The following is a 24,133-nucleotide window of genomic DNA, read 5'->3' as shown; positions in this document are numbered from 1 at the left end:
TAAGGCGGGCCGCTGCCAGCCTCAGGCCTGGGGCATGAAGGCATCGTGGCGGCTGGGCTCGGCCCCTGCTTTGCGCGGGGCCGCAGCGGCAGCCGCCTGGGACGCGGCCATGCAGGGAATCGTGGCCGGCTGGCGCAGCGGATGGAAGTTCAGCAGCTGCGTGGCCATCATGGTCTCGACCATGAAGCAGCACAGCGCCGAGACAAAGCTGACCACGCCCAGGCCAAAGCTGAACATGGCTGCCAGCGACCAGCTGTTGGCGTCGATCTCGGTCTTGGTGGTCTGGCCGACGAACAGCAAGATGATGGTCAGCGCAATCAGCGCGCCGCACAAGGTCAGCAAACCAATGCAGAGATTGGCCAGGCGCCCGCGGCGGCGCAGAAAGTTCAGCTCCAGCAAGGAGCGCTGCACATAGTCCTCGTCCTTGGAGGCCATCATGCGGTCTTCGAGCACGCGGCCCCGGTCGATGATGCGCGCGAGCCGGCCGGCGACGGCGCCAATCATGCCCGCCACCCCGGTGAGAAAGAAAACGGGAGCCACAGCCAGCTGGATGCTGTGGGTGATGTTGCTGACGTCGATGGACATGGTGTTAGGGCAGAGATGGTGGACAAACTGCGCTGCAGCACACGCCTTGTGCAGGCTGCAACGCCTGCAATGAACACTGCAAAATTCAAGCCAACATTCTCGCACCAAATAGGTGCAAACCCTAATACCTTTTCCGCCCTGTTTCTGGGCTGATTTGCAGCAAATTGTGTGCTCAGTAGTGCGGCGGCAGCTCGTCGCGTGCACCTGGCGCAACAGATCCGGTCTCGGGCATGCGCTGCTGCAGGTCTTTGACCAGGTGCAGCAGGCGGTCGATCTGCTGCTGCTGCTTGTATATCGTCAGGTTCAGCTCTTCGAGCAGGTCGTCGGCATAGGCGGACTTGATCTCCAAGGCTTCAAGGCGCTGCTGCAGGGGTTCGAGGGTGGACATGGCGGCTCCTGGCTAAAAACGGGGCGGGCGAGGCAAAGAATAACGCCGGCATGTGACAGCGCACATGCCGGCGTTGGGGTGTCAACAACGCTTACAGCGCCTTGGCCAGACGGGCAATGCCCTCTTCGATGCGCGCGATATCGGCGGTGGCAAACGACAGGCGCAGGGTCGAGGTATCGGGGTTCTGCGCGAAGAACGGCGTGCCGGGCACAAAGGCCACGCCCTGCTCGATGGCGCGCTTGGCCAGCGCATTGCCGTCCGTCTCCTGGCCTCGGGCGCCCGTCAGCTGCACCCAGATGAACATGCCGCCCAGCGGCTGCACAAAGCGCACGGCATCGCCCAGCTGGCTGCGCAGACCCTCGCCCATGGCCTTGCTGCGCGCCGCGTAGGTGGTGCGCACGCGGTCCAAGGTGGCGGGCATGCGGCCGGCTTTGAGGTACTGGGCGGCGGTGGCCTGGCTGAAGGTGCTGGTATGCGCATCGCTGAACTGCTTGCACATCACGCACTTGCCCAGCAGCTCGGCCGGCGCAATCAGCCAGCCCAGGCGCAGGCCGGGGCTGAGCACCTTGCTCATGCTGCCGCAGTGGGCCAGGTAGTCGCGGCTGCCGGGCACGCTGTCCGACAGCGCCAGCATGCTGGGCGGCGGCGGCGCATCAAAATACAGGTCGCCATAGGGATCGTCCTCGACCACCAGGGTCTGGTGGCGCACGGCCATCTCCAGAACCTGGCGGCGGCGCTCCAGGCTCAGCAGCGCGCCGCTGGGGTTGCCAAAGGTGGGGATCAGGTAGACCAGCTTGGGCTGGTGCTCGGCAATCAGTTGCTCCAGCGCTTCGGGGATGACGCCGTTTTCATCGGTGGGGGCGCTGATGACTTCGGCGCCATAGAGGCGAAAGCACTGGATCGTGGCCAGAAAGGTCGGGCCCTCGACGATCACCTTGTCGCCGGGCGAGATCATGGTCTTGCCCAGCAGGTCCAGCGCCTGCTGGCTGCCGGTGGTGACGATGAGCTGCTCGGGCGTCAGCGACTGCACGCCCTTGGCGGCCATCAGACCGACGATCTGCTCGCGAAACGGCTGGTAGCCCTCGGTCGCACCGTACTGCAGCGCGGCGCCCGGCTCCTCGGTCAGCGCCGCATTGGCGGCCTCGCGCACCCCTTCCACATCGAACATGGCTGCATCCGGAAAGCCCCCGGCAAAACTGATGATGCCGGGCTTGCCCAGCAGCTTGAACAGTTCACGGATGGCGGACGTCTCGACATTGTCGAGGCGGGAGGCAAAGCGCAGTGTCATGGAGTGTTCTCTCAAATCAAAAAAGCGCAGCCAGGTCGAGCGACCGGCCGCCTTGGCATTTTGCTACTTTTTACCGGCCCCATGCGTCGCTCTGGCATCCCTGAGCCCGCCATTGGCCTCTCCTATCGACTATGCTTGCGGTCCAAAGGATTTTGTCACCATGCGCATCGCCGCTTTCTTTATTGTTTTGGTCAAATTGCTGGCCTCGCTGCTCATGCTCGCAGGCGTTGTCTGGGCCTGCGGGGCGCTGTGGTTTCAGCTGGCACAGTCGGTCAAGTCGGGCTCGGCCCGGGGTCTGCTGCTGGGGGTCTGGGTGGGGGTGGGCCTGTACTGCATCTTCCTGCTGTGGCAGCAGCGTGCGCCCCGGGGTTTGCTGATCTATGGTCTGCTGTTGGCGGGCATCCTGGCCTGGTGGGCCAGCATCCAGCCGTCCAACACGCGCAAATGGGCGCCGGATGTAGCCCAGCAGCTGTCGGGCACAGTGCAGGGCGACCTGGTGCAGCTGCACAATGTGCGCAATTTTGACTGGCAGACCGCAAGCAAGGCGACCCCGCGCTGGGAAGACCGCAACTATGACCTGCGCCAGCTCGTCTCGGTGGACATGAGCACCTCGTACTGGATGGGGCCGGCCATTGCCCACACCCTGGTGTCCTTTGGCTTTGACGATGGCAAGGGCCCGCGCCGCTACCTGACCTTCTCGGTGGAGATCCGCAAGGAGCGCGGCGAGCAGTTCTCGGCCGTAGGCGGCTTTTTCAAGCAGTTCGAGCAAAGCCTGGTCGCCGCCGATGAGCACGACATCCTGCGCGTGCGCAGCAATATGCGCGGGGAAGAGGTCTACCTCTACAGCGTCGCCATGCCGCGCGCTGCGATGCGCTCGCTGTTCATCGCCTATGTGGACAAGGCCAATGCGCTGGTCGAGACGCCGCAGTTCTACCACACGCTGTTTGCCAACTGCACCACCATCGTGTTCGAGATGGTGCGCCGCATCGTGCCAGGCCTGCCGATGGACTGGCGCCTGCTGGCCAGCGGCTACCTGCCCCAGTATGTGGACAGCCTGGGCGCCCTCGCCCGCCCGCATGACTTTGAGGCCATCCATGAGGCCGCGCACATCAACGCCCGCGCCAAGGCAGTGCGCCCGGGTGAGGATTTCTCGGCCGCCATCCGCCAGGGCGTGCCGCAGGCGCCGCTGCAGCCCTGATGCAGGGACCCAGGCTCAGGCCTTACCAGATAATGGCAGCCGAGCCTGCACAACAACACGATGAAAACCGCTGATATCCAACCCTTCTTCGCCACCTTGAAGGCGGCCAATCCTTCGCCCCAGACCGAGCTGGAATACACCTCGGTGTTCGAGCTGCTCGCTGCCGTGCTGCTGTCGGCCCAGGCAACCGATGTGGGCGTGAACAAGGCCACCCGCAAGCTCTTTCCGGTCGCCAACACGCCCCAGGCCATGCTGGCGCTGGGGCTGGAAGGCCTGGAGGGCTATATCAAGACCATCGGCCTGTACCGCAGCAAGGCCAAGCATCTGATGGAAACCTGCCGCATTCTGGTGGAACGCCATGGCGGCCAGGTGCCCGATACGCGCGAGGCGCTCGAAGCGCTTCCCGGCGTGGGCCGCAAGACCGCCAATGTGGTGCTCAATGTGGCCTTTGGCCAGCCGACGATGGCGGTGGACACCCATATCTTCCGCGTCAGCAACCGCACCGGCCTGGCGCCCGGCAAGAACCCGCTGGAGGTGGAAAAGCAGCTGATGCAGCGCGTGCCGGACGACTATGCCGTCGATTCGCACCACTGGCTGATCCTGCTGGGCCGCTATGTCTGCCAGGCGCGCAAGCCGCGCTGCTGGGAATGCCTGGTCAGCAGCTACTGCGATTTCTCGCCCAAGACACCACCACCGCAAGGCGCGCTGCGCTGATCGCAGCGGCAAGGCATCAAGCGTTGCTCTGGGTGCTGACACCCGCCGATGCAAAGCTGGCCATGTCGCGCAGCATCGCGCAGGCCGACTCCAGCAGCGGCCAGGCCAGCGCCGCACCCGAGCCTTCGCCCAGGCGCAGCTGCCAGTCGAGCAAAGGCTGGGCCTGCAAGGCCGCCAGCAAGTGGCTATGGCCGGGCTCGCCCGAGCGGTGGGCATAGACGCAGCGCTCCAGCACGGCGGGCTGCAGGCGTGAGGCCACCAGCACGGCCGCGCTGGTGATAAAGCCATCGACCACGATCACGCGGCGCTCCAGCGCAGCCTGCAGCACCGCGCCCACCATTGTGGCCACTTCCAGCCCGCCCATCGCGGCCAGCACGGCCAGGGGCTCGTGCACATCGGCATGGCGCGCCAGCACCCGGCGCAGCACGGCGGCCTTGCGGGCTACGCCCTCGCCGCTCAGCCCGGTACCTGCGCCGGTGACGGTTTCCACATCCAGGTTGCACAGCCGCGCCAACAGCAGCGACGCGCTCGAGGTGTTGCCAATGCCCATCTCACCCAGCAGCAAGGCATTGCCGGGCAAGGCCTGCAGCAGCGCGCGGCCATTGGCAATGGCCGCTTCGCACTGCGCCATGTCCATCGCCGGGCCCAGGCTGCTGTCTTGCGTGCCCGGAGCCACCTTGCGCAGCCACAGGCGCGGCGTGCCTGGGGGCAACGCATCGGTCTGGGGTTCAAAATCGCGGGCCACGCCGCAGTCGACCACATTCAGCGCCACGCCATGCTGGCGCGAGAGCACACTCACCGCCGCCCCGCCAGCCAGAAAATTGCCCACCATCTGCCAGGTCACATCGGCCGGGTAGGCCGACACGCCCTGCGCCACCAGGCCATGGTCGGCTGCAAACACCACCATCTGGGGGTCTGCCAGACGGGGCTGGGTGCTACCCAGAATGGAGGCGATGCGCAGCGCGAGGGCCTCCAGCAAGCCCAGCGAGCCCAGCGGCTTGGTCTTGTTGTCCAGCAGCTGCTGCACTTGCTGGCGAAAGGCGGCGTCCTCAATCGAGGCAATGGAAGGGATGAGCGGGGAGAACGAGGATTCGGACATGGTCAAGCTAGAGAACGGGGCACGGTGATACGCCAAGCCGCCAGTATCGCGCTGCCCGCCCCGGTTTGCAGCCCGGCGCGCACAAACCATGCAAAAACGCTCTGCGCAGCAAAAGCTGGGCAGAGCGTTGATGGACTAGATCAGTCGGCTTACTTGGCAGGCACCGTATAGGTGTACTCGCGCAAGATGCCACCGCCTTGCACCGAGCCACTGTCCTGGCCCTGGGCCACGCGGCCGACGCAGGCACGGCGGTCTTCATCGGTCTTGAAGACGGCGCAGCGTGCGGTGGCGTTTTCGCGGAAGCTGGAACCCGGATCGGTCAACTGGCCCTGGCGTGCGGCCTGGCGAGCGGCTGCCGCTTCGCGGGCGTTAGAGCTGCCTTCGGCCACATCGGCGTTGGCGCGGGCATCGCCGCGCATTTCACCGCGCTTGTGGTGGGCACCGTGCGGGCCATGCGGCATGGGCTTCATGTGCTTGGCAGGCGGTGGTGGAGGGGGCGGTGCCGATTGGGCGCTGGCATAGCCGGCGGTACCCAGCGCGAGGGCCATCGCGGCCATTTGCAAAGACTGGCGGAACATGTTTTTCATAGCGATCATCCTTATCGGTGATGGGAAGCAACACAAACAGCATGCCTGCGCTGCAAGCGCACCCCTATCGGCCCAATCCGCCAGTGCTTGCAATATTTGGCCTACAGGCAAAGGCCCCGCCCACTCAGGGTAGGCGGCCTCCAAACCACTCGCCCACCCCTTGGGCCATGCGCGCAAAGACCTGGTCCAGGCTGGGCGCATCGTGGCCAAACAGCGCATGGATGACAGTGGCATTCTCGAACAGGCCATGCACATAGGTACCCAGCACCTGCGGCGCCCCGCCCTGCCACAGCAGGCCGGGCAGCAGCTCCTGCGCGGGCTGGGCGGCGCCGGCCTGCATGTCGGGGCGCAGTTCGGTCTGGCCGTGGTGGATTTCATAACCCGTCACCACCAGGCCGCTCAAGGCCTGCCAGGGCGCCTGCACGGCAGGCAGCAGCAGGCGCGTGGGCTGCACATTCTTTTGCTGCGCAAACAACGTCACCAGCGGCAGCAGGCCCAGGCCGGCGGCATTGCCGTCCACGCCATGCAGATCGACGAGCGCCTCGCCCAGCATCTGCAGGCCGCCGCAAATGCCCAGCACCCGTTTGCCCGCCTGCGCATGGCGGGCGACAGCCGCATCCAGCCCCTGCTGGCGCATCCAGGCCAGATCGGCAGCGGTGGCCTTGCTGCCCGGCAGAATCACCCAGTCCGCATCGCTCAGCTGCGCGGGCGTGCGGGCCCAGACCACACGCACGCCTGGCAGTTGCAGCAGCGGCTGGAACTCGTCGAGGTTGCTGATGCGCGGGTAGGCGACGATGGCGATGCAGGTGTGCACCGGTTGCCCGGCACCACCACTGCCCCGGTCGTCAAACACGCCGTCTTCTTCGGGCAGGCCGTGCTGGAACTGCATCGGAATGCAGGCCACCGTGGGCACACCAGTCATGTCTTGCAGCATCTGCGGCGCCGGCGCCAGCAAGGCCGCATCGCCCCGAAACTTGTTGAGCACAAAGCCCTGGATGAGGCTTTGCTCCTCGGGCGGCAGCAGCGCCCAGGTGCCGTAGAGGTGGGCAAAGGCCCCGCCCCGGTCGATATCGGCCACCAGCAGGCAATGCGCATCGCAGTGGCGCGCCACGCGCATATTGACCACATCGCTGCTGTGCAGATTGATCTCGGCGGGCGACCCAGCTCCCTCGATCACCACCACATCGTTCTCGGCGCGCAGCGCATCGAGCGCCTGCGCGATCTGCGGCCACACCTGGAGGCTGCGGCCGCGCCAGGGCATTTTGGACAGCGCCTCGTCCACCTGGCCAAACAGCACCACCTGGCTGCGCGTGTCGGCCTCGGGCTTGAGCAACAACGGATTCATGCGCACATCGGGCACGGCGCCTGCGGCGAGCGCCTGCAGGTACTGGGCGGTGCCAATCTCGCCCCACTGGCCATCCGGCGTGGCCACCACGCGGGCGTTGTTGCTCATGTTCTGCGCCTTGAAGGGCGCCACCTTGTAGCCCTGGGCCCGGTACCAGGCGCACAGCGCCGTGGCCACCCAGCTTTTGCCCGCGCCACTGCTGGTGCCCAGCACCATGATGCAGCGCGCGCTCATCGCTGCACGCTGCCCAGCGGCAGCACCATGCGCGCCATGATGCGCTCCAGCGCCGAGCCCGCATCGGCGCACAGCCCCGTGTGCACGGGCGAAGTCTGGATCATGCTGCTGCGCTTGGCCGTCAGCCAGTGGAAGCGCGCGCGGTATGGCAGCTGGCCGATGGGCCCGGCCTCGGGCACGCCGGCGCAGATAGCGACAATGCTGCCCAGGTGGCGGTAGACGGCCTGCAGATCGACTTCTGGATCGAGCGCCAGCAGCCGCGCCTCATCGAGCGCCATCGCTGCCTGCAGATAGCCGCTGCGCTGGCAGGACACAATCACGCCGGCGTTGATGAACTCCTCCCGCTCGACCCGGGGCACCACGCGCACGATAGCGTAGTCATACACATCATGCGCGTGCATCGATGGCTCCTTGCAACCAGCGGCCACGCGCTTGCAGGCGGGCCAGAAAATAATTCACATAGGCGGCGCGGTGCGCCTGCGGATCGGCCAGCAGCGGGCTATTGCGGTCCTCGGCCGCCTTGGCTAAAAAGCAGTCGGGCACCGTGGCCAGAATGGCGCTCAGCACCGGCTCGGTCAGTTGTGCGGCCATGGCCTCGTCCACCTCGGCCAGCTGGCTGGCCTGGGCCAGCAGCACATGGTCGGCAATCGGCGCAAAGGGCTTGGCCGGGTCGGCCACCGTGCCATCCCAGGCATGGTGGAAGGTCAGGGTCGCGCCGTGGTCAATCAGCCAGGGCTTGCGCTGCCACATCAGCATATTGGTGTTGCGGGCCGTGCGGTCCACATTGCTGACCAGCGCATCGAACCAGACCAGGCGCGAGGCGAAGTCAATGCTCACCGCATCGACGGCCGGGTCAAAATTGACCGAGCCGGGCAGGTAATCCAGCCCAACATTGAGGCCATCACTGGCCCGGATCAGGTCCTGGATCTCGGGGTCGGGCTCGGTTTGCGCGAGCTTGGCGTGCAGCAGGGCCAGCACCAGCTCGGGCAGCGGCAGGCCCAGCGCGCGGGCGATGCCGCCGCAAATGAGCTCGCCCATCAGCGCGCGCACGCCCTGACCAGCGCCCCGGAACTTGAGCACATACAGGCCCAGATCGTCCGCCTCGACGACGGCCGGCATTGAGCCGCCCTCGCGCAGCGGCGTCACATAGCGCTCGACCAAGACGGTGCGCAGTTGCAAAGTTTGTAAATCCATACCAAATGGTAGCGGTTGCCGCATGTCCTCGCTATGCATCTGCCAGCGACAGCCAGACCCGCGCCAGCGCCGCCTGCGCCACCGGCGCCATCACGCCCAGGCGCACATGGCCGGGCAGGCCAAAGCTGCGGGCATCGCGCAGCTTGATGCCCTGGCTGCGCAATGCTGCCAGTCGCGCGGGCAGGTCTGCCTGCGCCAGCGGCAGGCGCGCGACAAAGTAATTGGCCTGGTGGCCGGGCAGCACCGCCCAGCCCAGGCGCTCGCACAGCGCCAGCTGCCGGCCCTTCCAGTGGCGCAAGGTGTCCAGACTGCGGGCCAGCCAGGCCTGCACCTCGGGCGTCACCCAGGCCTGCAGCATGGCCACGCCATGGGCACCCACCACCCAGGAAGGCGCCAGCGCCCGCAGTGCATCAATCTGCGCCTGTGCCGTGTCCTCAGGTGCAATCGCATAGGCAGCGCGTACCCCCGTCATGCCCAGTGCCTTGTTGGGCGTCCACAGCTGCCACAGCGCGGCCATGTCGCGTGGCGGCGCAGGGCCCTCCAGCCACAGCGGCCGGTAGGCGCAATCGAGCACCAGACCATGGTGGCTAGCGTCTGCAGGCAACGCTTGCCAAATATCTTCGGCACGGCCCAGTGGGCTGGAGGGCTCGCAGGCCCAGTGCAGGCCTTCGCCCCAAGTCGGATTGCGGGTGCTGCTGCGCAGGCCCCACACCTCCGCCGCCTGGGCATAGTCGCCATAGGAATAGCGGGGCAGGCTCACCTGCGTGGCACCCTGGCGCAGCGCATGCTGGGTCAGGCGGTGGATCAGCTCGCTGCTGCTGCCGCCAATGACCAAGCGCTCGGGCGCCACTGCATGGAAGGCCGCCAGCTGCAGGCGCAGCGCCGTGTAGTGCGGGTCGGGGTACTGCGCCAGGTGTGCGGCCTGCAAGGCGGCCACCGCCTCCGGGCAGGGGCCGCAGGCATTGCGGTTGGTGGAAAAATCATGCGCCGGCACGCCCAAGGCGTCGGTGCCACCATGCTCGTTATCAGCCATGGGCCAATGCTCCTTGCGCCATCGAGGCGATTGCTATCTTTACCGCCAAACCCAGGGCCAGCAACAAGGCGCACAGTGCCTGTGCCCACACCACCCGGCCCGCCAGGGCCAGCGCCCGCTGCACATCCTGGGCCTGCGGCGCCCGGCCTTGCGGGTTGAGCTGGTACACACCGGGTTTGGACAGGTGCAGGCCCAGCGCCCGCGCCATCGCGCCCATGGGCCAGCCGCCATTGGGCGATGGCGTGACCGCCGCATCGCGCCGCAGGCCGGACCAGGACAGGCCGCCCGCCAACGCGGCCAGCCAGGCTGCGGTGATGCGGGCCGGCAGCCAGTTCAGCACATCATCGGCCCGTGCCGCCCATTTGCCCGCCCACTGCCAGTGGCGGCGCTGAGCGCCCTGGCCGCGCCAGCCTGGGTAGCCCCACATCGCATCGGCCGTGTTGGCCAACCGGTACAGCGCCGCACCCGGCAGGCCGGCGACGGCAAACCAGAACAGCGGCGCCAGCACCGAGTCGCTCAGGTTCTCGGCCAGCGTCTCGATCGCGCTCTCGCGCACTGTCGCTGCCTCGAGCTGTGCGGTATCGCGGCTCACCAGCCAGGAAAGGCGGGCCCGGCCTGCTTCCAGCGATTCGCCGAGCGCGGCCTCCACCGCCAGCACCTCGCTGCGCAGCATGCGCCAGGACAGCAAGGGCTTGAGCAGCAGACCCGCCCCCAGTGCGCCCAGCCACCAGGGCGCCAACAGCAGCAGCCACTGCAGTGCCGCATACACCAGCCAGGCGCCCGCCGCCAGCATGCACCAGGCCAGCGCCGCCAGCACAAAGCGCCCGTAAGCGCGCTCCAGCGTCTGGCGCGGCGCAATCGCCTGGCCCAGCATGCCCAGCAGCTGGCCCATATAGACAACAGGGTGCAGCCGCACTGGCGGCTCGCCCCAAAGCCGATCCACGAGCAAGGCCACCAGGACCGCCAGCAAGGCCGCCATCGGCGCCTGCCAGGGCACGGCAGGGCCAGCATCCGCCAAGGCCTGGACCAGTTGCAGCAGCGGGCTGCAACCGGCCAGCGCCAGCGACCACAGGCCGCCATCGCTCATGGCTGCGTCCCTTGGTTTGGCTGCCAGCACCCGTCCATCAGCATGTCCTGCAAGGGCGCGCGGCTGGCCCAGCGCTCTTGCTGCAGCATGGGCTCGGCATAGAAGGCCTCTACAGGGCCCAGGCACAACACGGCCAACGGATGCGCACCTGCGGGCATGGCCAGCAGCTGCGCCAGCGCCTGGGGTTCGAACAGCGATACCCAGCCCATCCCCAGCCCCTCGGCACGCGCGGCCAGCCACAGGTTCTGGATCGCGCAGGCGGTGCTGGCCACATCCATCTCGGGCAAGGTGCGGCGGCCAAACACATGGGCTTCGCGCCCGGGCGGCATGGCCACCACCAGCACCTCAGCCGCCTGCAGCACACCCTGCACCTTGAGCTGCATAAAGTCGGCCTCGCGCGCACCCAAGGCTTGGGCGGTGCGCAGCCGCTCCTCTTCAACCAGCGCATGGATGCGGCCGCGCATCTGCGCATCGCGCACCCGGATAAAGCGCCAGGGCTGCATAAAGCCAACGCTGGGCGCATGGTGCGCCGCCCGCAGCAGGCGCAGCAGGACGGCATCGTCCACCTGGCCGCCGGCAAAGTGGCGCATGTCGCGCCGCTCATGGATGGCGCGGTAGACGGCTGCGCGCTCAGCCTCGCTGAAGGCCGTGGCGGCAATCGTGGGGGCGCTGATGGGGGCGTGGGAGTTGATATCGCTCATGCCAGCAATCGGCTGCGGGGCCTCAGTCTTCAATGCCGCGCTGCGCCGGAATGCCGGCCTTGAACGCATGCTTGATCATCGTCATCTCGGTGACCGTGTCGGCCGCATCGATGATCTCCTGCGGGCAGCGCCGGCCGGTGATGCAGACATGCACCTCCTTGGGGCGCGCGGCCAGGGTGTCCAGCACCTCTTGCAAGGGCAGCCAGCCGTAGATCAGCGGGTAGGTGACCTCATCGAGCACCACCAGGAAATACTCACCCGAGAGGATGGCTGCCTTGGCCTTTTCCCAGCCTTCGCGCGCCAGCTGGCCGCTGTGCTCCAGATCGCGGCTCTTCCAGCTGAAGCCATCGCCCAGGCCTTCGACCGGCAGGCCCACCTGCTCAGACAGGCGGTGCTCGCCAAAACGCGCGGTCGGCACCTTCATGAACTGGTAGACCTTCACGGCCTTGCCCCGGCCCGTGGCGCGGAACGCCAGGCCAAAGGCCGCCGTGGTCTTGCCCTTGCCATCGCCGGTGTTGACGATCACCAGGCCACGGCGCTCGCCCTCGGGCTTTTCATAAGGCTTTTCGCTGGGTGGCGTTTCAATCTGCATCGGAAGTCTTTCGTTGAGTCGTTGTGTCTTTGGAAACGGGGCCAGGCCCGGCTTCACAGGGATTCAGCGCAGGCGCTCAGGGGCTTGCACTACCGTGGCGGTGCGCGGCAAGGCTATCCAGACGCCATCAATCGCTCGCACCTGGATGCGGTGGTCAAACACCGCCTCCAGTGCGGAATGCGTGGCCGGGTCGTCGCAGCGGCCCTGGTGCAGCACCCGGCCGGCCTGCAGCACCAGCATATGGTCGGCCAGCAGCGCCACTGATATCTCGTGGAGCACGCTGACCACGGTGATGCCCTGGGCGGTCAAGGCCCGCATGCTGTCCACCCAGTCGGTCTGGTGCGGTGGGTCCAGGTTGGCCAGCGGCTCATCCATCAGCAGTACCTGGGCTTGCACGGCCATGGCCCGGGCCAGCAGCACGCGCTGGCGCTCGCCGCCCGAGAGTTCGGCCACCGGCCGGTGGCGCCAGTCCCAGGCATGGGCTGCGCGCAGGCATTGCTCCACCACCGCATGGTCTTCGCGGCTGGGCGCTGCAAACCAGGGCTGGTGCGGCAGGCGGCCCAGCATGGCCACATCCATCACCGTCAGCTCTTGCGTCACCACCTCGCCCTGGCCCAGCCAGGCCAGCGCCTGGGCGCGCTGCTTGCGCGGCCAGCGCTGCAAATCCTTGCCCAGCAGTGCTACCTCGCCCTGCAGCTGTGCCGCCGGCCACAAACCGCCCAGCACCTTGAGCAGGCTGGATTTGCCCGCGCCATTGGGGCCGACAATGCTGGTCCAGCGGCCTTGGGCAAACTGGGCATTGACGCCTTGCAGAATCGGCCTTGCATGCACAGCGGCGTGGATATTGGTGGCGCTCAGCGCAGCAGAGTTCGGAGTTTGCATCACAGCCCCCCTGCCGACCGGGTGCTGCGGTGCATGCGCCAGAGCAGGTAAGTGCCGCCCAGCGCGGCGGTCAGCACGCCCACCGGCAGCTCCTGCGGGGCCACCAGCCAGCGCGCCAAGATATCGGCGGCCAGCAGCAGCACGCCACCCATCGCCGCAGCCAGCACGGTGCTGCGGCCATGGCCCACCTGCACCAGGCTGCGCACCAAGTGCGGGGCGGCCAGGCCGACAAAGGCGATCAGGCCAGTCTGCGCCACCGAGGTGCCGGTGGCCAGGGCCAGCACGGCCACCAGGCCATAGCGCAACGGGGCCAGTGGCAAGCCCAGGCTGGCGGCCGTCGCCTCGCCCAGGGTCAGGCCATCGAGCAGGCGGGCGCAGCACCAGGTGGCCAGCACGCAGACCAGCAGCACGCCGGCCATCAGCGCGCAGCCCTCCCAGCCGACAAAGGCCGAGGTGCCCAGGGTAAAGGCCTGCATCGCCTGCAGAATATCGGGGTGGCGCAGCTCCAGCAGATCACGCATGGCGCCCAGTACCACACCGACGATCACGCCGGCCAGCAACAGGCGCAAGGTGTTTTGCACATTGCGCGCCAGCACCACCGTCAGCGCCACCGCGCAGGCGGCACCCACAAAGGCCATGCCGGTCATGCCCAGGCGGTAGAGCAGATTCAGGCTGGTGACGGACGAGCCCAGCAGCACCAGGCCCAATGCGCTGCCCAGCGAGGCGCCAGACGCACTGCCCAGCAAATAGGGATCGGCCAGCGGGTTGCGAAACAGGCCCTGAGCGACAGCCCCCGCCAGGCCCAGCAGGCCACCAGCCAGCCAGGCGCCCAGCGAGCGCGGCAGGCGGATATCGACGACGATCTGCCAGGAAGTCGGGTCGTCGCGCATGCGCAACACGCTCTCCCAACCGGTGCTACCGACGCTGGCGCCGACAAGCAGCAGCAAGGCGCTGAGCACCAGCAGCACCAGCGCCAGCCAGGCACTGCGGCGCAGGCCGGGCGCCGCCTCGCGCTGCGCTGCGGATGCGGGTGCTGAGGTGGGAAAAGCAGCCATCAGCGCGCCACCGCAGCCTTGCCCGGTGCCTTGTCGGCCAGGCAGCGCGCCATCAGCGCCGCCGCCTGGGCCATGCGCGGGCCTGGGCGCACGATCGCATACGACTCTTCATCCGTAAACACACAGACCCGCCCGGCCTTGACGGCCTGGAGGTTGTGCCAGCCCGGGTAGCTGGTGGCAGCCTGCATGCTGCGGTTGCCCAGCATGATCACATCCGGCTGGGCGCGCAGCAAAAACTCGGGACTCAGCCGGGGGAAGGGGCCCAGCTCAGCGGGCACGACATTGTCCACGCCCAGTTGGGTCAGGGTCTCGCCAATAAAGGACTGGGGGCCGGCCGCATAAGGGCCGCGGCTCACCTCAAAGTAGACCCGGGTATGGCGCGTGCGCTCGGGCAGGTCGCGCACCACTGCATCAATGCCCGATTCCAGCGCGTGCCAGACCCGGTCAGCGCCCTGCGCCTGGGGCACGCCCAGGAGCTGGCCCAGGGTGCCCAGCACGCGGTGGATATCGGCCTTGGACTTCACATCGAGCGCCACCACCTTCAGGCCCAGCGCCTGCAAGCGCTCTGTTGCCTTGGAGGCATCGGACAGCAGCACCACATCGGGCTTGAGCGCCACCACGGATTCAACGCTCGGGTCCAGACCGCCGCCCACCACCGGTAGTTTCTTGACCGAGGCGGGCCAGTCCGAATAGCGGTCCACCCCCACCAGGCGCTCACACAGTCCCAGCGCGCAGGTGCTCTCGGTGAGCGACGGCAGAAGACTCACGATGCGCTGCGGTGGTTGCGCCAGCTGGACCTTGCGGCCCCGGTCGTCGACGATGGCCACGGGAGCAACCAGGTCCTGGTCTTTCCAGACCGGCGCATTGGCAAAGGGTTGCAGGCGCAGTTCATCGACGCTGGCGGACGGCGCAGCTTGGGCCATCGGCAACGCGAGCATCAGCGCCACACGGGCCAGTGCCTGCCGCAAAAGGGGTCGGGGAGCCATCAACAAGGCCATCATTTCATCTGCAGCGGCAAGCCCGCCGCCATCAGTTGCACGCGGTTGCAGGCCGCTGCCGCTTGCTGGTTGAGCAGACCCAGCGCATCGACAAAGGCGCGCACCTCGCGGCCCATCGGAATGACACCCAGGCCAATCTCATTGCTGACCAAAATGACAGGCCCCGGTGCGGCCTGCAGGGCAGCGACAAAGGCATCGCACTGTACCTGCCAGGCTTGCGCAGGTGAAAGCGCTGGAGGCTCCATCGGCATCAACCAGTTGGTGAGCCACAGGGTCAGGCAGTCGACCACCAGCAGGTGTTCGGGCCGGCTGCTCGCCAGCAGCTGCTGGGCGACGTCGCGCGGCGTCTCCACGGTGGCCAGTTGCGGCACGCGGGCGCGGCGGTCACGCTGGTGGCGCGCAATGCGCTCGTGCATCTCGGCGTCATACGCGGTGCCGGTGGCGACCAGGCTGGCGCTGCGGCCGGCATCGGCCTGCAGCCAGGCGCGCGCCAGCAGCTCGGCCTGGCGTGATTTGCCCGATTTCTGCCCGCCCAGCAGCAAGAGCTTCAGCGGCGCTCCATCAACGTGGAAAAGAGAGTCATCCATGCCGCGCATCTTAGGCGTTCAGCGCCTCACGGTGCCAGGCCTGCGGATTGACCACCGGCATGTCCACCCCCAGCAAGGCAGCCACCGCCTGCGGGCACGAGGGAAACCAGGCATGGAAATAGCTGGCATGGATGCTGCCCTGCTGGTAGACGGCTTCGCCCTTGCCGCTCTCGGCCGCCTGGCCCGGGCGGCTGCTGCGTGCCACTTCCTGGGCCTCACTCTGCAGTTTGGAATAGTGAAAGGTATGGCCGCGCAGCATGCCCCAGGGCGTCAGCAGCTGCTGCATGCCCAGACCCGCCAGGCGCTGGTGCATGACGGCCTGCGCTGGCAGCAAGCCCCACAAGCTGTGCCAGCGGCTGTCCAGGTCGGTCAGGCCCTCGGCCAGTGCCACCATGCCGCCGCATTCGGCCCAGACGGGCTTGCGCTGTTCCAGGTGCGCCTGCAGATCCAGCTGCAAGCCGGCATTGGCCTTGAGCGCGGGCAGGTGCAGCTCCGGGTAGCCGCCAGGCAGCCACAGCGCATCGCAGGCGGGCAGGCGGTCGCCTGCGATCGGCGAGAAAAAGGCCAGCTCGGCGCCCATGGCCTGCAGGCATTCCAGATTCGCGGTGTAGATAAAGCTGAAAGCGGCATCGCGGGCGACGGCAATGCGGCGCCCGGCCAGCCAGGCGGGCACCGGGGCGGCAACAGCAGGCGCGGTAAAGGCCACGGTCCAGCGCTGCTGCCACTCCTGCCAAGTCAGCTGGCCCAGCGGCGTTTGCGCCAGCACATCGGCGGCGGCATCCAGGCGCTCGGCAGCGTCGTGCAGCTCATGGGCTGCCACCAGGCCCAGGTGGCGCTCGGGCAGCAGGTTGGCGCGTGGTTTCGCAGCATCGAGGCTCACCTGGTGCATCGCGCCCAGCCACAGTGCCGGGTCGCGCAGGCCGCTGCGCAGCATCTCACCATGGTGGGCAGTGGCCACGCGGTTGGCCAGCACACCGGCCAGCTGCAGGCCTGGGTCATAGTGCTGCAGGCCATGGGCAATGGCGCCAAAGGTAGCGGCCATGGCCGATGCATCGACCACCACCACAGCGGAGATGCCCAGCGACTTGGCCAGCTCGGCCGCGCTGTTGGCACCATCGAACAGGCCCATCACGCCTTCGATCAGCAGCACATCGTTGCTTTGCGCGGCCTGAAACAGGCGTGCGCGCACATCCACTTCACCGTTCATCCAGCGGTCCAGCGCATGCACGGGCTGGCCGCTGGCCAGGCGCAGCCACTGCGGATCGAGAAAATCCGGGCCGCATTTGAACACCTGGACCCGCCGGCCCTGGCGGGCATGCAGGCGCGCCAAGGCTGCCGTCACCGTGGTCTTGCCCTGGCCCGATGCGGGCGCCGCAATCAGCAGTGCCACGCAAGCGGCCGTTGGGCGGTCCTGAACCGTCGTCTCTGTCATGGCTGGCTTATCCCCTCTGCGCTCAGCGCGGCATCCACTTCACACCCACATACACGCTGCGACCTTCGGTGGCATAGGTGCGTGCGGTCTGGTAGCGCTTGTCGGCCAGGTTGTTGATACGGGCGATCAGGTTCACATCCTTGGCCACCTCGGTCTGCGCCGACAGGTTGAACAAGGTGTAGCCGCCCAGCACATTGGTGTTGGCGGCATTGTCAAAGCGCTTGGCGCTGGTCTGCAGGTCGGCCGCCCAGGTCCAACCGGCTGCACGCGTCTCGGCGCCCAGGGTGGCATAGCGCTTGGCGCGGCGCGCCAGCAGCTTGTCGTTTTCGGTATCGCGCGGGTTCTGGAAGTCGACCGAACCATGCAGGTTGAACGCGCCCAGCTTGGTCGTGGCCGCCAAGGTAATGCCTTCCAGGCGTGCCTTGCCCACATTGGCATAGCAGCCGAATTCGCTGTCGCAACTGCCGGGCGACGAGAAGTTGATCAGGTTGGTGACCCGGTTGCGGTAGGCCGTGGCCGAGAAGCTGTCGGCACCCTGCGCCCAGCGCAGGCCCAGCTCGGCATTGCGGCTTTTCTCGGGCTGCAGCGATGCGTCGCCGTATTCGCTAAAGCGCTGGTAGAGCGTGGGCGCGCGAAAGGCCGTGCCCACTGTCGCGGTGGCGCGCCAGTTGGTTGCAAAGGCATAGCCATAGGCAGCGCTGCCGGTGGTCTTGCCGCCGAACTCGCTGTCGTCATCCCGGCGCAGATTCAGCTGCACCGTGTGCGGGCCGGTGTTCAGGCCATAGCCCAGCGCCAGCGCATTCTGGTGGCGGTCGCGGTCAATGCCGCCATTCGTCAGCGCGTCGTCACGCCGCTCCAGTGCGGCCGTCAAGGTGTGGACGCCCAGGCGCCAGGTATTTTGGAACAGGTAGTTATGCAGGCGCGTGTCCGTCTGGTAGGGCGAGGGCCGGGTCTCGTAATAGTCGCGCGACTGGCTGAACTGCAGCTTGGTGCTGTAGTGCTCGGTCCACTGCGCCTGCCAGTTCAGGCCCAGCGCATACATCTTGTTGAGGCTGCGGTCGTCCTCGGTCAGGCTGCTGTCGTAGCCCGAGTTCACATCGCTGGCCAGCAAGGTGGCTTCGAGCCGGTGCTGGCCGTTGAGCTGGTAGCCCAGGCGGCCGCTGACCGCATTGCTGCGGTAGTCGTCCTTGTCCGGGTTGGCGGTGGCCACGGTGCGGGCATTGAAGCCATCGGTCTGCGAGCGGTTCAGACCCAGCGCGTAATCCCAGCCGTCGGCGCCGCCGGAGATACCGGCCTCGGCCGTGAACGTGCCCCGGTTGCCAACGCCCAGGCCGACATAGGGCTGGGGCGCGCCCTCACCTTTCTTGGTGAAGATCTGCACTACGCCGCCCATCGCGTCCGAGCCGTAGACGGCAGCGGCCGGGCCGCGCAGCACTTCGATGCGATCGATCAGCGCCAGCGGAATCGATTGCCAGGAGGCGCCGCCAGTCGATTGCGAGTCCATGCGCACGCCGTCGACATAGACAGCGGTAAAGCGCGAATCGGCGCCACGCATGAACACGCTGGTCGTCGTGCCCGGCCCGCCGTTGCGCGAAATCTGGATGCCCGGCACGCGCGCGAGCACATCGGCCACGCTGCCCGGGCCCTGGCGCTCGATGGTCTGCGCATCGATGATGGACATGTCGGCCACCAGATCGGACAGCGGCTGCTCGATGCGGTTGGCGGTCACCACCATCTCTTGCAGGTTTTTACCCTCTGTTTCCAGGGCGGCTGGGGCCTGCTGCGCCTGTGCTGGCAGCGCAAACAGGGGCAGCGCCGCTGCGATGGCCAAGGCCAAAAAACGGGGGGTATGGAGGGTGCGCGAGCGGGGCGCAAGCGCGGGACGCGCGCAGGGGCGTGTCGAAAAAGCAGAGGAAAACATGCACTGAGTTGGTGATGAACCACCCCGCGCCAGCCTCCCCGCCGGCAATGGGGAACACGGAAGCCGCGGCAAGGCCTCAGCCACGCGCCTCCACTATTGTTGGCCGGTATCCGGGCTGGCGATGACACAGCACACGCCTTCCCAAACACTTGTTCAAGGTATTCAGTGGCATAGTGGTGGCTGTGGATGGCGCAAAAGCCAACCATCGCTTACCGTTGCGGGGGCAGCGCAGGTTGCGTAAGGCTTGTAGGGCACAAGCGGCGCTCCTGCTTCCCGTTGAACTGCCCCCATGTGAACCACTGGGGCGAGCACCAACGGGTACAATTTTAGCGTTAAACCCATTGCGCACTTAAGAAGACTGTCTCTCTATGGCCACTACGCCTTCTATGGATCTGATGCTTGAGCGGGTGGAGGCACTGCTGAGCCGTCATGAGGCTTTGCAACGCGCCCACGCCCAATTGCAAGAGCAAGTCACCACCCTGACCCAGGAGCGCGACTCCCTCCAATCGCGCCTGACAGCGGCCCGCGCCCGCGTGGATGCACTGATCGAACGCCTGCCCAAGACCTTTGACCAGGACGAATGATGAAACAGCTGGAAGTACACATCATGCAGCAAAGCTATATGCTGGGCTGCCCCGAAGGCCAGGAAGCACGTCTGCTGGCTGCCGTCAAGCATGTCGATGAGGCCATGAGCGGCATCCGCGACGCGGGCAAGATCCGTGGCCGCGAGCGCATCGCTGTGCTGGCGGCCCTCAATGTCGCTTTTGACCTGCTTGATTTGCAAGCGCAAAACAGCCAGCTCAGCCAGACCGCAGACGCCCTGCAGGCGCAAGCTGCTGCGCAGTCTGCCGCGATGGTTGAGGTTCAGGCCCAGACCGCCCCTGGGGACCAGGCGAGCCTGGACTGGGATGCGCCCCGTGTGCAGTCGGTGATGCAACGGCTGGACGCGGCGCTGGCGCCGGCCCCCGCGCAACCGGCCGACACCCTGGGCACCAGCGCTTGAGGCACTGCCGCGAGCAGGCGCCAACACCAGATTGCCGCGCCATGCAATGCCTGGCTGCAAAATATCACGCCACCCATTGCTCAATCTGGCTAACCAGCTATCTTTTTTGACCAATCCAGGCACATTGAATTGCAGTTTTGGTGGGTGCGGCAGGCGCGAGCGATTACAATGAAAGCGTTCGCAGCCCTGCTGGACTTTATAGTTCCTTGAACCAATGCTCTACGAGCACGGGCTTGGTACATTACCTATTGAGCGTGATCGTCTCGCGTCAGATGAACCCAACGATAGGTTGCCCTCGCCCACCTGAACCCCCGGTTCAGGATGACGGTCCAGTGGATCCGCTGCGAACACCTGATTTTTCGGGCAGGCTCCGCCCAACCTGTCTTCTCCTCTCCGCGACAGCGGGGTTTCAGGCCACCTGTTTCAGGTGGCCTTTTTACTGCGCGCCATGACTGATCCTCTTGTTTTGCTGCCGCTGTCGTTTCTGGGCCTGATCGGCGGTTTTCTGGCGGGCCTGCTGGGCATTGGCGGCGGCATGGTGCTGGTGCCCTTCATCACTTACATCCTGGGCACCCAGGGCGTGGCGCCGGAGCTGGCGATCAAGATGGCGATTGCCACCTCGATGGCGACCATCGTCTTCACCTCGATGTCCAGCGTGCGCGCCCACCACCAGCATGGCGCGGTGCGCTGGGACCTTGTCAAACGCCTGGCCCCGGGCATTGTGCTGGGCGGCCTGCTGGCCAGCCTGGGTATTTTTGCGGTGCTCAAGGGCAGCTACCTGGGTTTGTTTTTTGGCCTGTTCATTGGCTACTCGGCACTGCGCATGTTCCGCAAGCCCAACAGCCAGGCCATGCGCGCCATGCCGGGCACGGCCGGCCAGCTGGCTGCGGGTGGCGTGATCGGCTGCCTCTCGGGCCTGGTGGGCGCGGGCGGCGCCTTCATCAGCGTGCCTTTCATGACCTGGTGCAGCGTGCCGATGCACAACGCGGTAGCCACGAGCTCGGCGCTGGGCTTTCCGATTGCGGTCACCAATGTCATCGGCTTCATGGTGGCCGGCCTGCACCTGCAGGGGCTGCCACCGCATTCGCTGGGTTATATCTGGCTGCCCGGCCTGGCCGCCATTGCCACCTGCAGCGTGCTGACCGCGCCGCTGGGCGCCCGCGCCGCGCACCGGCTGCCGGTGGGCCAGCTCAAGAAGATCTTTGGCGGCATCTTGCTGTGCCTGGCGCTCTACATGCTCTACAAGAGCCTGGCGGCCTGGCAGGGCTGAGGCCTGCCCACGCCCTGCCCTCAGATAATCCGCGAGAAGCGCGCCCGGTTGCGGTCGGCCTGCAGGTTCTTGTCAAACACCATGGCGACGCCACGCACAAAGTACCAGCCCAGCTCGGTCACATTGATCGATTCGTCGCTCAGCTGCACCAGGCCCTGCTCCTGCAGCTCACGCAGCTGGGCCAGCTCGGCGGCAAAGTACTGCGCAAAATCAATCAGCCAGGCCTGCTCCAGCGATTCAATGGCCAGGCACCCCTGGCACATCAGGCCCATGATCACCGTGCGGCGCAGCAGGTCGTCGCGCGTCAGTGCCAGCCCACGCACCACGGGAATCTGGCCCTGGTCGATCAGGTCGTAGTACTCCTCCAGGGTCTTGGCATTTTGGCTGTAGGTGGCGCCAATGCGTCCGATGGCTGACACGCCCAGCGCCATAAGATCGCAATCGGGCTGGGTGCTGTAGCCCTGAAAGTTGCGGTGCAGGCGGCCCTGGCGCTTGGCCACCGCCAAGGCATCGTCGGGCAAGGCGAAATGGTCCATGCCCACATACACATAACCGGCGGCTTCCAGCGCCGCCAGGGCCTGGGCCAGCATCGCCAGCTTGTCGGCGGGGCTGGGCAGGTCCTGGGCCTGGATGCGGCGCTGGGGCTTGAAGCGCTCGGGCAGGTGCGCATAGGCATACAGCGCAATGCGGTCGGGCCGCAGCGCGTTGACCTGCTCCATGGTGCGCACAAAGCTGGCCGGGCTTTGTTGGGGCAGACCATAGATCAAATCGATATTGATGGATTCAAAGCCGATAGCGCGCGCCTGCTCGACCAAGGCAAACACCTGGTCAGCGGGCTGCTCGCGGTGCACCGCCTTTTGCACCAGCGGGTCAAAGTCCTGCACGCCAAAGCTCAGCCGGTTGAAGCCGAGCCGGTACAGGTGCTGCAGGCGCTCGCCGCTCACAGTGCGCGGGTCGACCTCGATCGCGTACTCGCCACCGGGCTGCAGATGAAAACGCTCTTTGACCATATCCATCAGGCGGCTGAGGCCGGCATCGGTCAGGAAGGTGGGCGAGCCCCCACCCAGGTGCAGTTGGCTGATGGTCGGGCGGGCGCTGACATGGGCCAGTTGCAGGTCCAGCTCGCGCTCGAGGTAATCCAGGTATTCGTCGGCCCGCTCGGCGTGCTTGGTGATGATCTTGTTGCAGGCGCAGTAGTAGCACAGCGAGGCGCAGAACGGCACATGCACATACAAGGACAGCGGCGACAGCCGGCCCGCCAGACCGGTGCCGCGTTGCGCCAGCGCCAGCTTGTACTCATTCGCAGCAAAGGCTTCAACAAATCGGTCTGCGGTAGGATACGAGGTGTAACGGGGGCCGGGAACATCAAAACGGCACAGCAGTTCGGGGGTCAGGGAAATCATGGTTCTTCTTCCTAGCGGACGCCCCAATGTGCCCCAAGGCCTGCCACGCGTCCTTGATGTACATCAAGAAGCCTCTGGGCGCCAGCACGCACAATAGGCCCATCCAAGGAACGTCGTTCCTATCTGAATAGTTGTTCACGGGTATTGATACATGACATCCAACTCCATCAAAGTAGCGTGCTCCAGCTGCAATTTGCGCGAGCTGTGCATGCCCGTGGGACTGTCGGCCGAACAGATGGAGCGCATCGACGAGATCGTCGCCACCCGGCGCAAGATCAAGCGCGGCAGCGCGCTGTTCCGCAACGGTGAGACCTTCACCTCCTTGTATGCGATACGCACCGGTTTCTTCAAGACCAGCATCGCCACCGAAGACGGGCGCGACCAGGTCACCGGCTTCCAGATGGCGGGTGAGATCATCGGCCTGGACGGCATCGTCAACGACCGCCATTCCTGCGACGCGATTGCGCTCGAAGATGCCGAGGTCTGCGTGATGCCCTACTCCTCGCTCGAAGACCTGTCGCGCGAGGTGACCGCCTTGCAGCACCATGTGCACAAGGTCATGAGCCGAGAGATCGTGCGCGAGCATGGCGTCATGCTGCTGCTGGGCAGCATGCGCGCCGAAGAGCGCCTGGCCGCCTTCTTGCTGAACCTGGTGCAGCGCTTGCATGCCCGGGGCTTTTCGCAGCATGAGCTGATCCTGCGCATGACGCGCGAGGAAATCGGCAGCTACCTGGGCCTCAAGCTCGAGACCGTCAGCCGCACCTTCTCCAAGTTTGCCGAGGAGAACATCATCGAGGTCAAGCAGCGCCATGTGCGCATTCTGGACACCGACAAGCTCCAGGGCCTGATCAACACCCAGGCCTGCTCGGCTTAAGACCCTGTTCCAAGTCGCTCCGCCAGCGGATACAAACGCGGTCTGATCCGACATCCGCTCAAGCCGCAAGCGGCGATGCTCTGAGTTGCATCCACGGCAAGGCTGCCACCCACAGCCCTGCCCCATGTCTGACCTGAAAGGAGCCTGCCATGTACCAACATATCCTGCTTGCCACCGATGGCTCTGAGCTGTCCGAGAAGGCCGTGCGCCACGCACTGGCGCTTGCCAAGCTGAGCCATGCCACGGTGACTGCCGTCAACATCTCGCCCAACTACCCGCGCAGCTACTTCGAAGGCAGCACCATGCAAAACCCCGATGACATTGCGCGCATCGAGGATGGCTGGGAACGCGCAGCGCAAGGCATTGTCGATAAGGTGGTGGCCGAAGGCGCCGCGACCGGCGTGCCCATCAAGACCCTGGTGATCAAGTCCGACATGATTGCCGAGGCGCTGCTGGAGACGGCGAAGAAGGAAAACTGCGACCTGATCGTCATGGCATCGCACGGCTACCGGGGCTTGAAGCGCCTGCTGCTGGGCAGCGAAACACAGCATGTACTGACCCATGCCACGATACCGGTGCTGGTACTGCGCTGATCGCCGTATAACCGCATCATCCCCATAGCAAACCCTCGCCTGCGGCAGCTTCTGAGCGGCCACAGCGCGA

Annotated in this window: 26 protein-coding genes and 1 riboswitch; of the genes, 7 read left to right on the top strand and 19 right to left on the bottom strand. The window is 66.3% G+C overall.

The window, feature by feature from the left end:
• Window positions 1-21: 21 nt before the first annotated feature.
• The 3 genes from ACPEE1_RS07775 to ACPEE1_RS07765 all read right to left on the bottom strand — a co-directional run bounded on the left by ACPEE1_RS07775 (window position 22) and on the right by ACPEE1_RS07765 (window position 2,261).
• On the bottom strand, window positions 22-585 hold the full coding sequence (locus tag ACPEE1_RS07775; protein ID WP_116925849.1) for a DUF2721 domain-containing protein: 564 nt from the start codon (window positions 583-585) through the stop codon (window positions 22-24).
• A gap of 172 nt (window positions 586-757) precedes the next feature.
• Window positions 758-973 carry a SlyX family protein gene (locus ACPEE1_RS07770; protein WP_116925848.1) on the bottom strand — a complete coding sequence of 72 codons (216 nt, stop codon included), beginning with the start codon at window positions 971-973 and terminating at the stop codon, window positions 758-760.
• A 91-nt stretch (window positions 974-1,064) separates the two neighbouring features.
• Window positions 1,065-2,261, bottom strand: coding sequence for a PLP-dependent aminotransferase family protein (locus tag ACPEE1_RS07765; protein WP_116925847.1), 1,197 nt, complete (start codon window positions 2,259-2,261; stop codon window positions 1,065-1,067).
• 160 nt (window positions 2,262-2,421) lie between these two features.
• On the opposite strand from ACPEE1_RS07765, the gene ACPEE1_RS07760 reads away from it, so the two are divergent.
• Both ACPEE1_RS07760 and nth read left to right on the top strand, forming a co-directional pair.
• Window positions 2,422-3,459 (top strand): DUF4105 domain-containing protein, encoded by a 1,038-nt coding sequence (locus tag ACPEE1_RS07760; protein WP_116925846.1) that lies wholly within the window; start codon window positions 2,422-2,424, stop codon window positions 3,457-3,459.
• A 60-nt stretch (window positions 3,460-3,519) separates the two neighbouring features.
• Window positions 3,520-4,173 (top strand): endonuclease III, encoded by a 654-nt coding sequence (gene nth / locus ACPEE1_RS07755; RefSeq protein ID WP_116925845.1) that lies wholly within the window; start codon window positions 3,520-3,522, stop codon window positions 4,171-4,173.
• A 16-nt stretch (window positions 4,174-4,189) separates the two neighbouring features.
• On the opposite strand, the gene cobT is transcribed toward nth, so the two are convergent.
• From cobT to ACPEE1_RS07680, 15 genes are all read right to left on the bottom strand, one after another.
• Complete coding sequence (gene cobT / locus ACPEE1_RS07750; protein WP_116925844.1) at window positions 4,190-5,272, bottom strand: nicotinate-nucleotide--dimethylbenzimidazole phosphoribosyltransferase; 1,083 nt, start codon at window positions 5,270-5,272, stop codon at window positions 4,190-4,192.
• Between the two features lie 149 nt (window positions 5,273-5,421).
• On the bottom strand, window positions 5,422-5,859 hold the full coding sequence (locus ACPEE1_RS07745) for a hypothetical protein (protein ID WP_021025181.1): 438 nt from the start codon (window positions 5,857-5,859) through the stop codon (window positions 5,422-5,424).
• 124 nt (window positions 5,860-5,983) lie between these two features.
• Window positions 5,984-7,438 carry a cobyric acid synthase gene (locus ACPEE1_RS07740; RefSeq protein WP_423935842.1) on the bottom strand — a complete coding sequence of 485 codons (1,455 nt, stop codon included), beginning with the start codon at window positions 7,436-7,438 and terminating at the stop codon, window positions 5,984-5,986.
• On the bottom strand, window positions 7,435-7,839 hold the full coding sequence (locus ACPEE1_RS07735; RefSeq protein WP_116925842.1) for a DUF3037 domain-containing protein: 405 nt from the start codon (window positions 7,837-7,839) through the stop codon (window positions 7,435-7,437). Before ACPEE1_RS07735 ends, ACPEE1_RS07740 begins: the two co-directional genes overlap by 4 nt.
• Window positions 7,826-8,611 carry a HipA family kinase gene (locus ACPEE1_RS07730; protein WP_423936411.1) on the bottom strand — a complete coding sequence of 262 codons (786 nt, stop codon included), beginning with the start codon at window positions 8,609-8,611 and terminating at the stop codon, window positions 7,826-7,828. The genes ACPEE1_RS07735 and ACPEE1_RS07730 overlap by 14 nt, the downstream gene beginning before the upstream one ends.
• 52 nt (window positions 8,612-8,663) lie before the next feature.
• A complete protein-coding gene (locus ACPEE1_RS07725) occupies window positions 8,664-9,665 on the bottom strand; it encodes an aminotransferase class I/II-fold pyridoxal phosphate-dependent enzyme (RefSeq protein WP_260720013.1) in 1,002 nt (333 codons plus the stop codon).
• Window positions 9,658-10,752 carry an adenosylcobinamide-phosphate synthase CbiB gene (gene cbiB / locus ACPEE1_RS07720; protein WP_423935839.1) on the bottom strand — a complete coding sequence of 365 codons (1,095 nt, stop codon included), beginning with the start codon at window positions 10,750-10,752 and terminating at the stop codon, window positions 9,658-9,660. Before cbiB ends, ACPEE1_RS07725 begins: the two co-directional genes overlap by 8 nt.
• On the bottom strand, window positions 10,749-11,453 hold the full coding sequence (gene bluB, locus ACPEE1_RS07715) for a 5,6-dimethylbenzimidazole synthase (RefSeq protein WP_116925839.1): 705 nt from the start codon (window positions 11,451-11,453) through the stop codon (window positions 10,749-10,751). The genes cbiB and bluB overlap by 4 nt, the downstream gene beginning before the upstream one ends.
• Before the next feature lie 22 nt (window positions 11,454-11,475).
• The gene (gene cobO, locus ACPEE1_RS07710) at window positions 11,476-12,045 is read right to left on the bottom strand and encodes a cob(I)yrinic acid a,c-diamide adenosyltransferase (protein ID WP_116925838.1); all 570 of its coding nucleotides are present in this window, start codon (window positions 12,043-12,045) and stop codon (window positions 11,476-11,478) included.
• 63 nt (window positions 12,046-12,108) lie between these two features.
• Window positions 12,109-12,927: an ABC transporter ATP-binding protein gene (locus tag ACPEE1_RS07705; RefSeq protein ID WP_423935837.1), complete on the bottom strand. Its 819-nt coding sequence runs from the start codon at window positions 12,925-12,927 to the stop codon at window positions 12,109-12,111.
• Complete coding sequence (locus tag ACPEE1_RS07700) at window positions 12,927-13,904, bottom strand: FecCD family ABC transporter permease (protein WP_313900091.1); 978 nt, start codon at window positions 13,902-13,904, stop codon at window positions 12,927-12,929. The genes ACPEE1_RS07705 and ACPEE1_RS07700 overlap by 1 nt, the downstream gene beginning before the upstream one ends.
• 77 nt (window positions 13,905-13,981) lie before the next feature.
• The gene (locus ACPEE1_RS07695; protein WP_423935835.1) at window positions 13,982-14,968 is read right to left on the bottom strand and encodes an ABC transporter substrate-binding protein; all 987 of its coding nucleotides are present in this window, start codon (window positions 14,966-14,968) and stop codon (window positions 13,982-13,984) included.
• Between the two features lie 11 nt (window positions 14,969-14,979).
• Window positions 14,980-15,567, bottom strand: a complete 588-nt coding sequence (locus tag ACPEE1_RS07690) for a bifunctional adenosylcobinamide kinase/adenosylcobinamide-phosphate guanylyltransferase (protein WP_423935833.1) — start codon at window positions 15,565-15,567, stop codon at window positions 14,980-14,982.
• Window positions 15,568-15,577: 10 nt separating this feature from the next.
• On the bottom strand, window positions 15,578-16,999 hold the full coding sequence (locus ACPEE1_RS07685; RefSeq protein WP_423935831.1) for a cobyrinate a,c-diamide synthase: 1,422 nt from the start codon (window positions 16,997-16,999) through the stop codon (window positions 15,578-15,580).
• Between the two features lie 22 nt (window positions 17,000-17,021).
• Window positions 17,022-18,920: a TonB-dependent receptor domain-containing protein gene (locus ACPEE1_RS07680; RefSeq protein ID WP_423935829.1), complete on the bottom strand. Its 1,899-nt coding sequence runs from the start codon at window positions 18,918-18,920 to the stop codon at window positions 17,022-17,024.
• A gap of 84 nt (window positions 18,921-19,004) precedes the next feature.
• Window positions 19,005-19,249: riboswitch (cobalamin riboswitch) on the bottom strand.
• A 39-nt stretch (window positions 19,250-19,288) separates the two neighbouring features.
• On the opposite strand from ACPEE1_RS07680, the gene ACPEE1_RS07675 reads away from it, so the two are divergent.
• From ACPEE1_RS07675 to ACPEE1_RS07665, 3 genes are all read left to right on the top strand, one after another.
• On the top strand, window positions 19,289-19,504 hold the full coding sequence (locus ACPEE1_RS07675) for a hypothetical protein (protein WP_021027064.1): 216 nt from the start codon (window positions 19,289-19,291) through the stop codon (window positions 19,502-19,504).
• Window positions 19,504-19,923, top strand: coding sequence for a cell division protein ZapA (locus ACPEE1_RS07670; protein WP_423935827.1), 420 nt, complete (start codon window positions 19,504-19,506; stop codon window positions 19,921-19,923). Before ACPEE1_RS07675 ends, ACPEE1_RS07670 begins: the two co-directional genes overlap by 1 nt.
• Window positions 19,924-20,371: 448 nt before the next feature.
• Window positions 20,372-21,193, top strand: a complete 822-nt coding sequence (locus tag ACPEE1_RS07665) for a sulfite exporter TauE/SafE family protein (RefSeq protein ID WP_116925832.1) — start codon at window positions 20,372-20,374, stop codon at window positions 21,191-21,193.
• A 20-nt stretch (window positions 21,194-21,213) separates the two neighbouring features.
• On the opposite strand, the gene hemN is transcribed toward ACPEE1_RS07665, so the two are convergent.
• Window positions 21,214-22,596 carry an oxygen-independent coproporphyrinogen III oxidase gene (gene hemN / locus ACPEE1_RS07660; RefSeq protein WP_260720030.1) on the bottom strand — a complete coding sequence of 461 codons (1,383 nt, stop codon included), beginning with the start codon at window positions 22,594-22,596 and terminating at the stop codon, window positions 21,214-21,216.
• 151 nt (window positions 22,597-22,747) lie between these two features.
• Between hemN and fnr the strand changes: the two genes are divergently transcribed.
• Window positions 22,748-23,470, top strand: a complete 723-nt coding sequence (gene fnr / locus ACPEE1_RS07655; RefSeq protein ID WP_116925830.1) for a fumarate/nitrate reduction transcriptional regulator Fnr — start codon at window positions 22,748-22,750, stop codon at window positions 23,468-23,470.
• A gap of 149 nt (window positions 23,471-23,619) precedes the next feature.
• Window positions 23,620-24,063 (top strand): universal stress protein, encoded by a 444-nt coding sequence (locus ACPEE1_RS07650; RefSeq protein ID WP_021027068.1) that lies wholly within the window; start codon window positions 23,620-23,622, stop codon window positions 24,061-24,063.
• The last annotated feature ends 70 nt before the right edge of the window (window positions 24,064-24,133 follow it).

The organism is Comamonas sp. 23 (assembly GCF_049601575.1).
In the GTDB taxonomy this organism is placed as follows: Bacteria; Pseudomonadota; Gammaproteobacteria; order Burkholderiales; family Burkholderiaceae_C; genus Comamonas; species Comamonas squillarum.
This window is presented reverse-complemented; position numbering and strand designations above follow the sequence as displayed.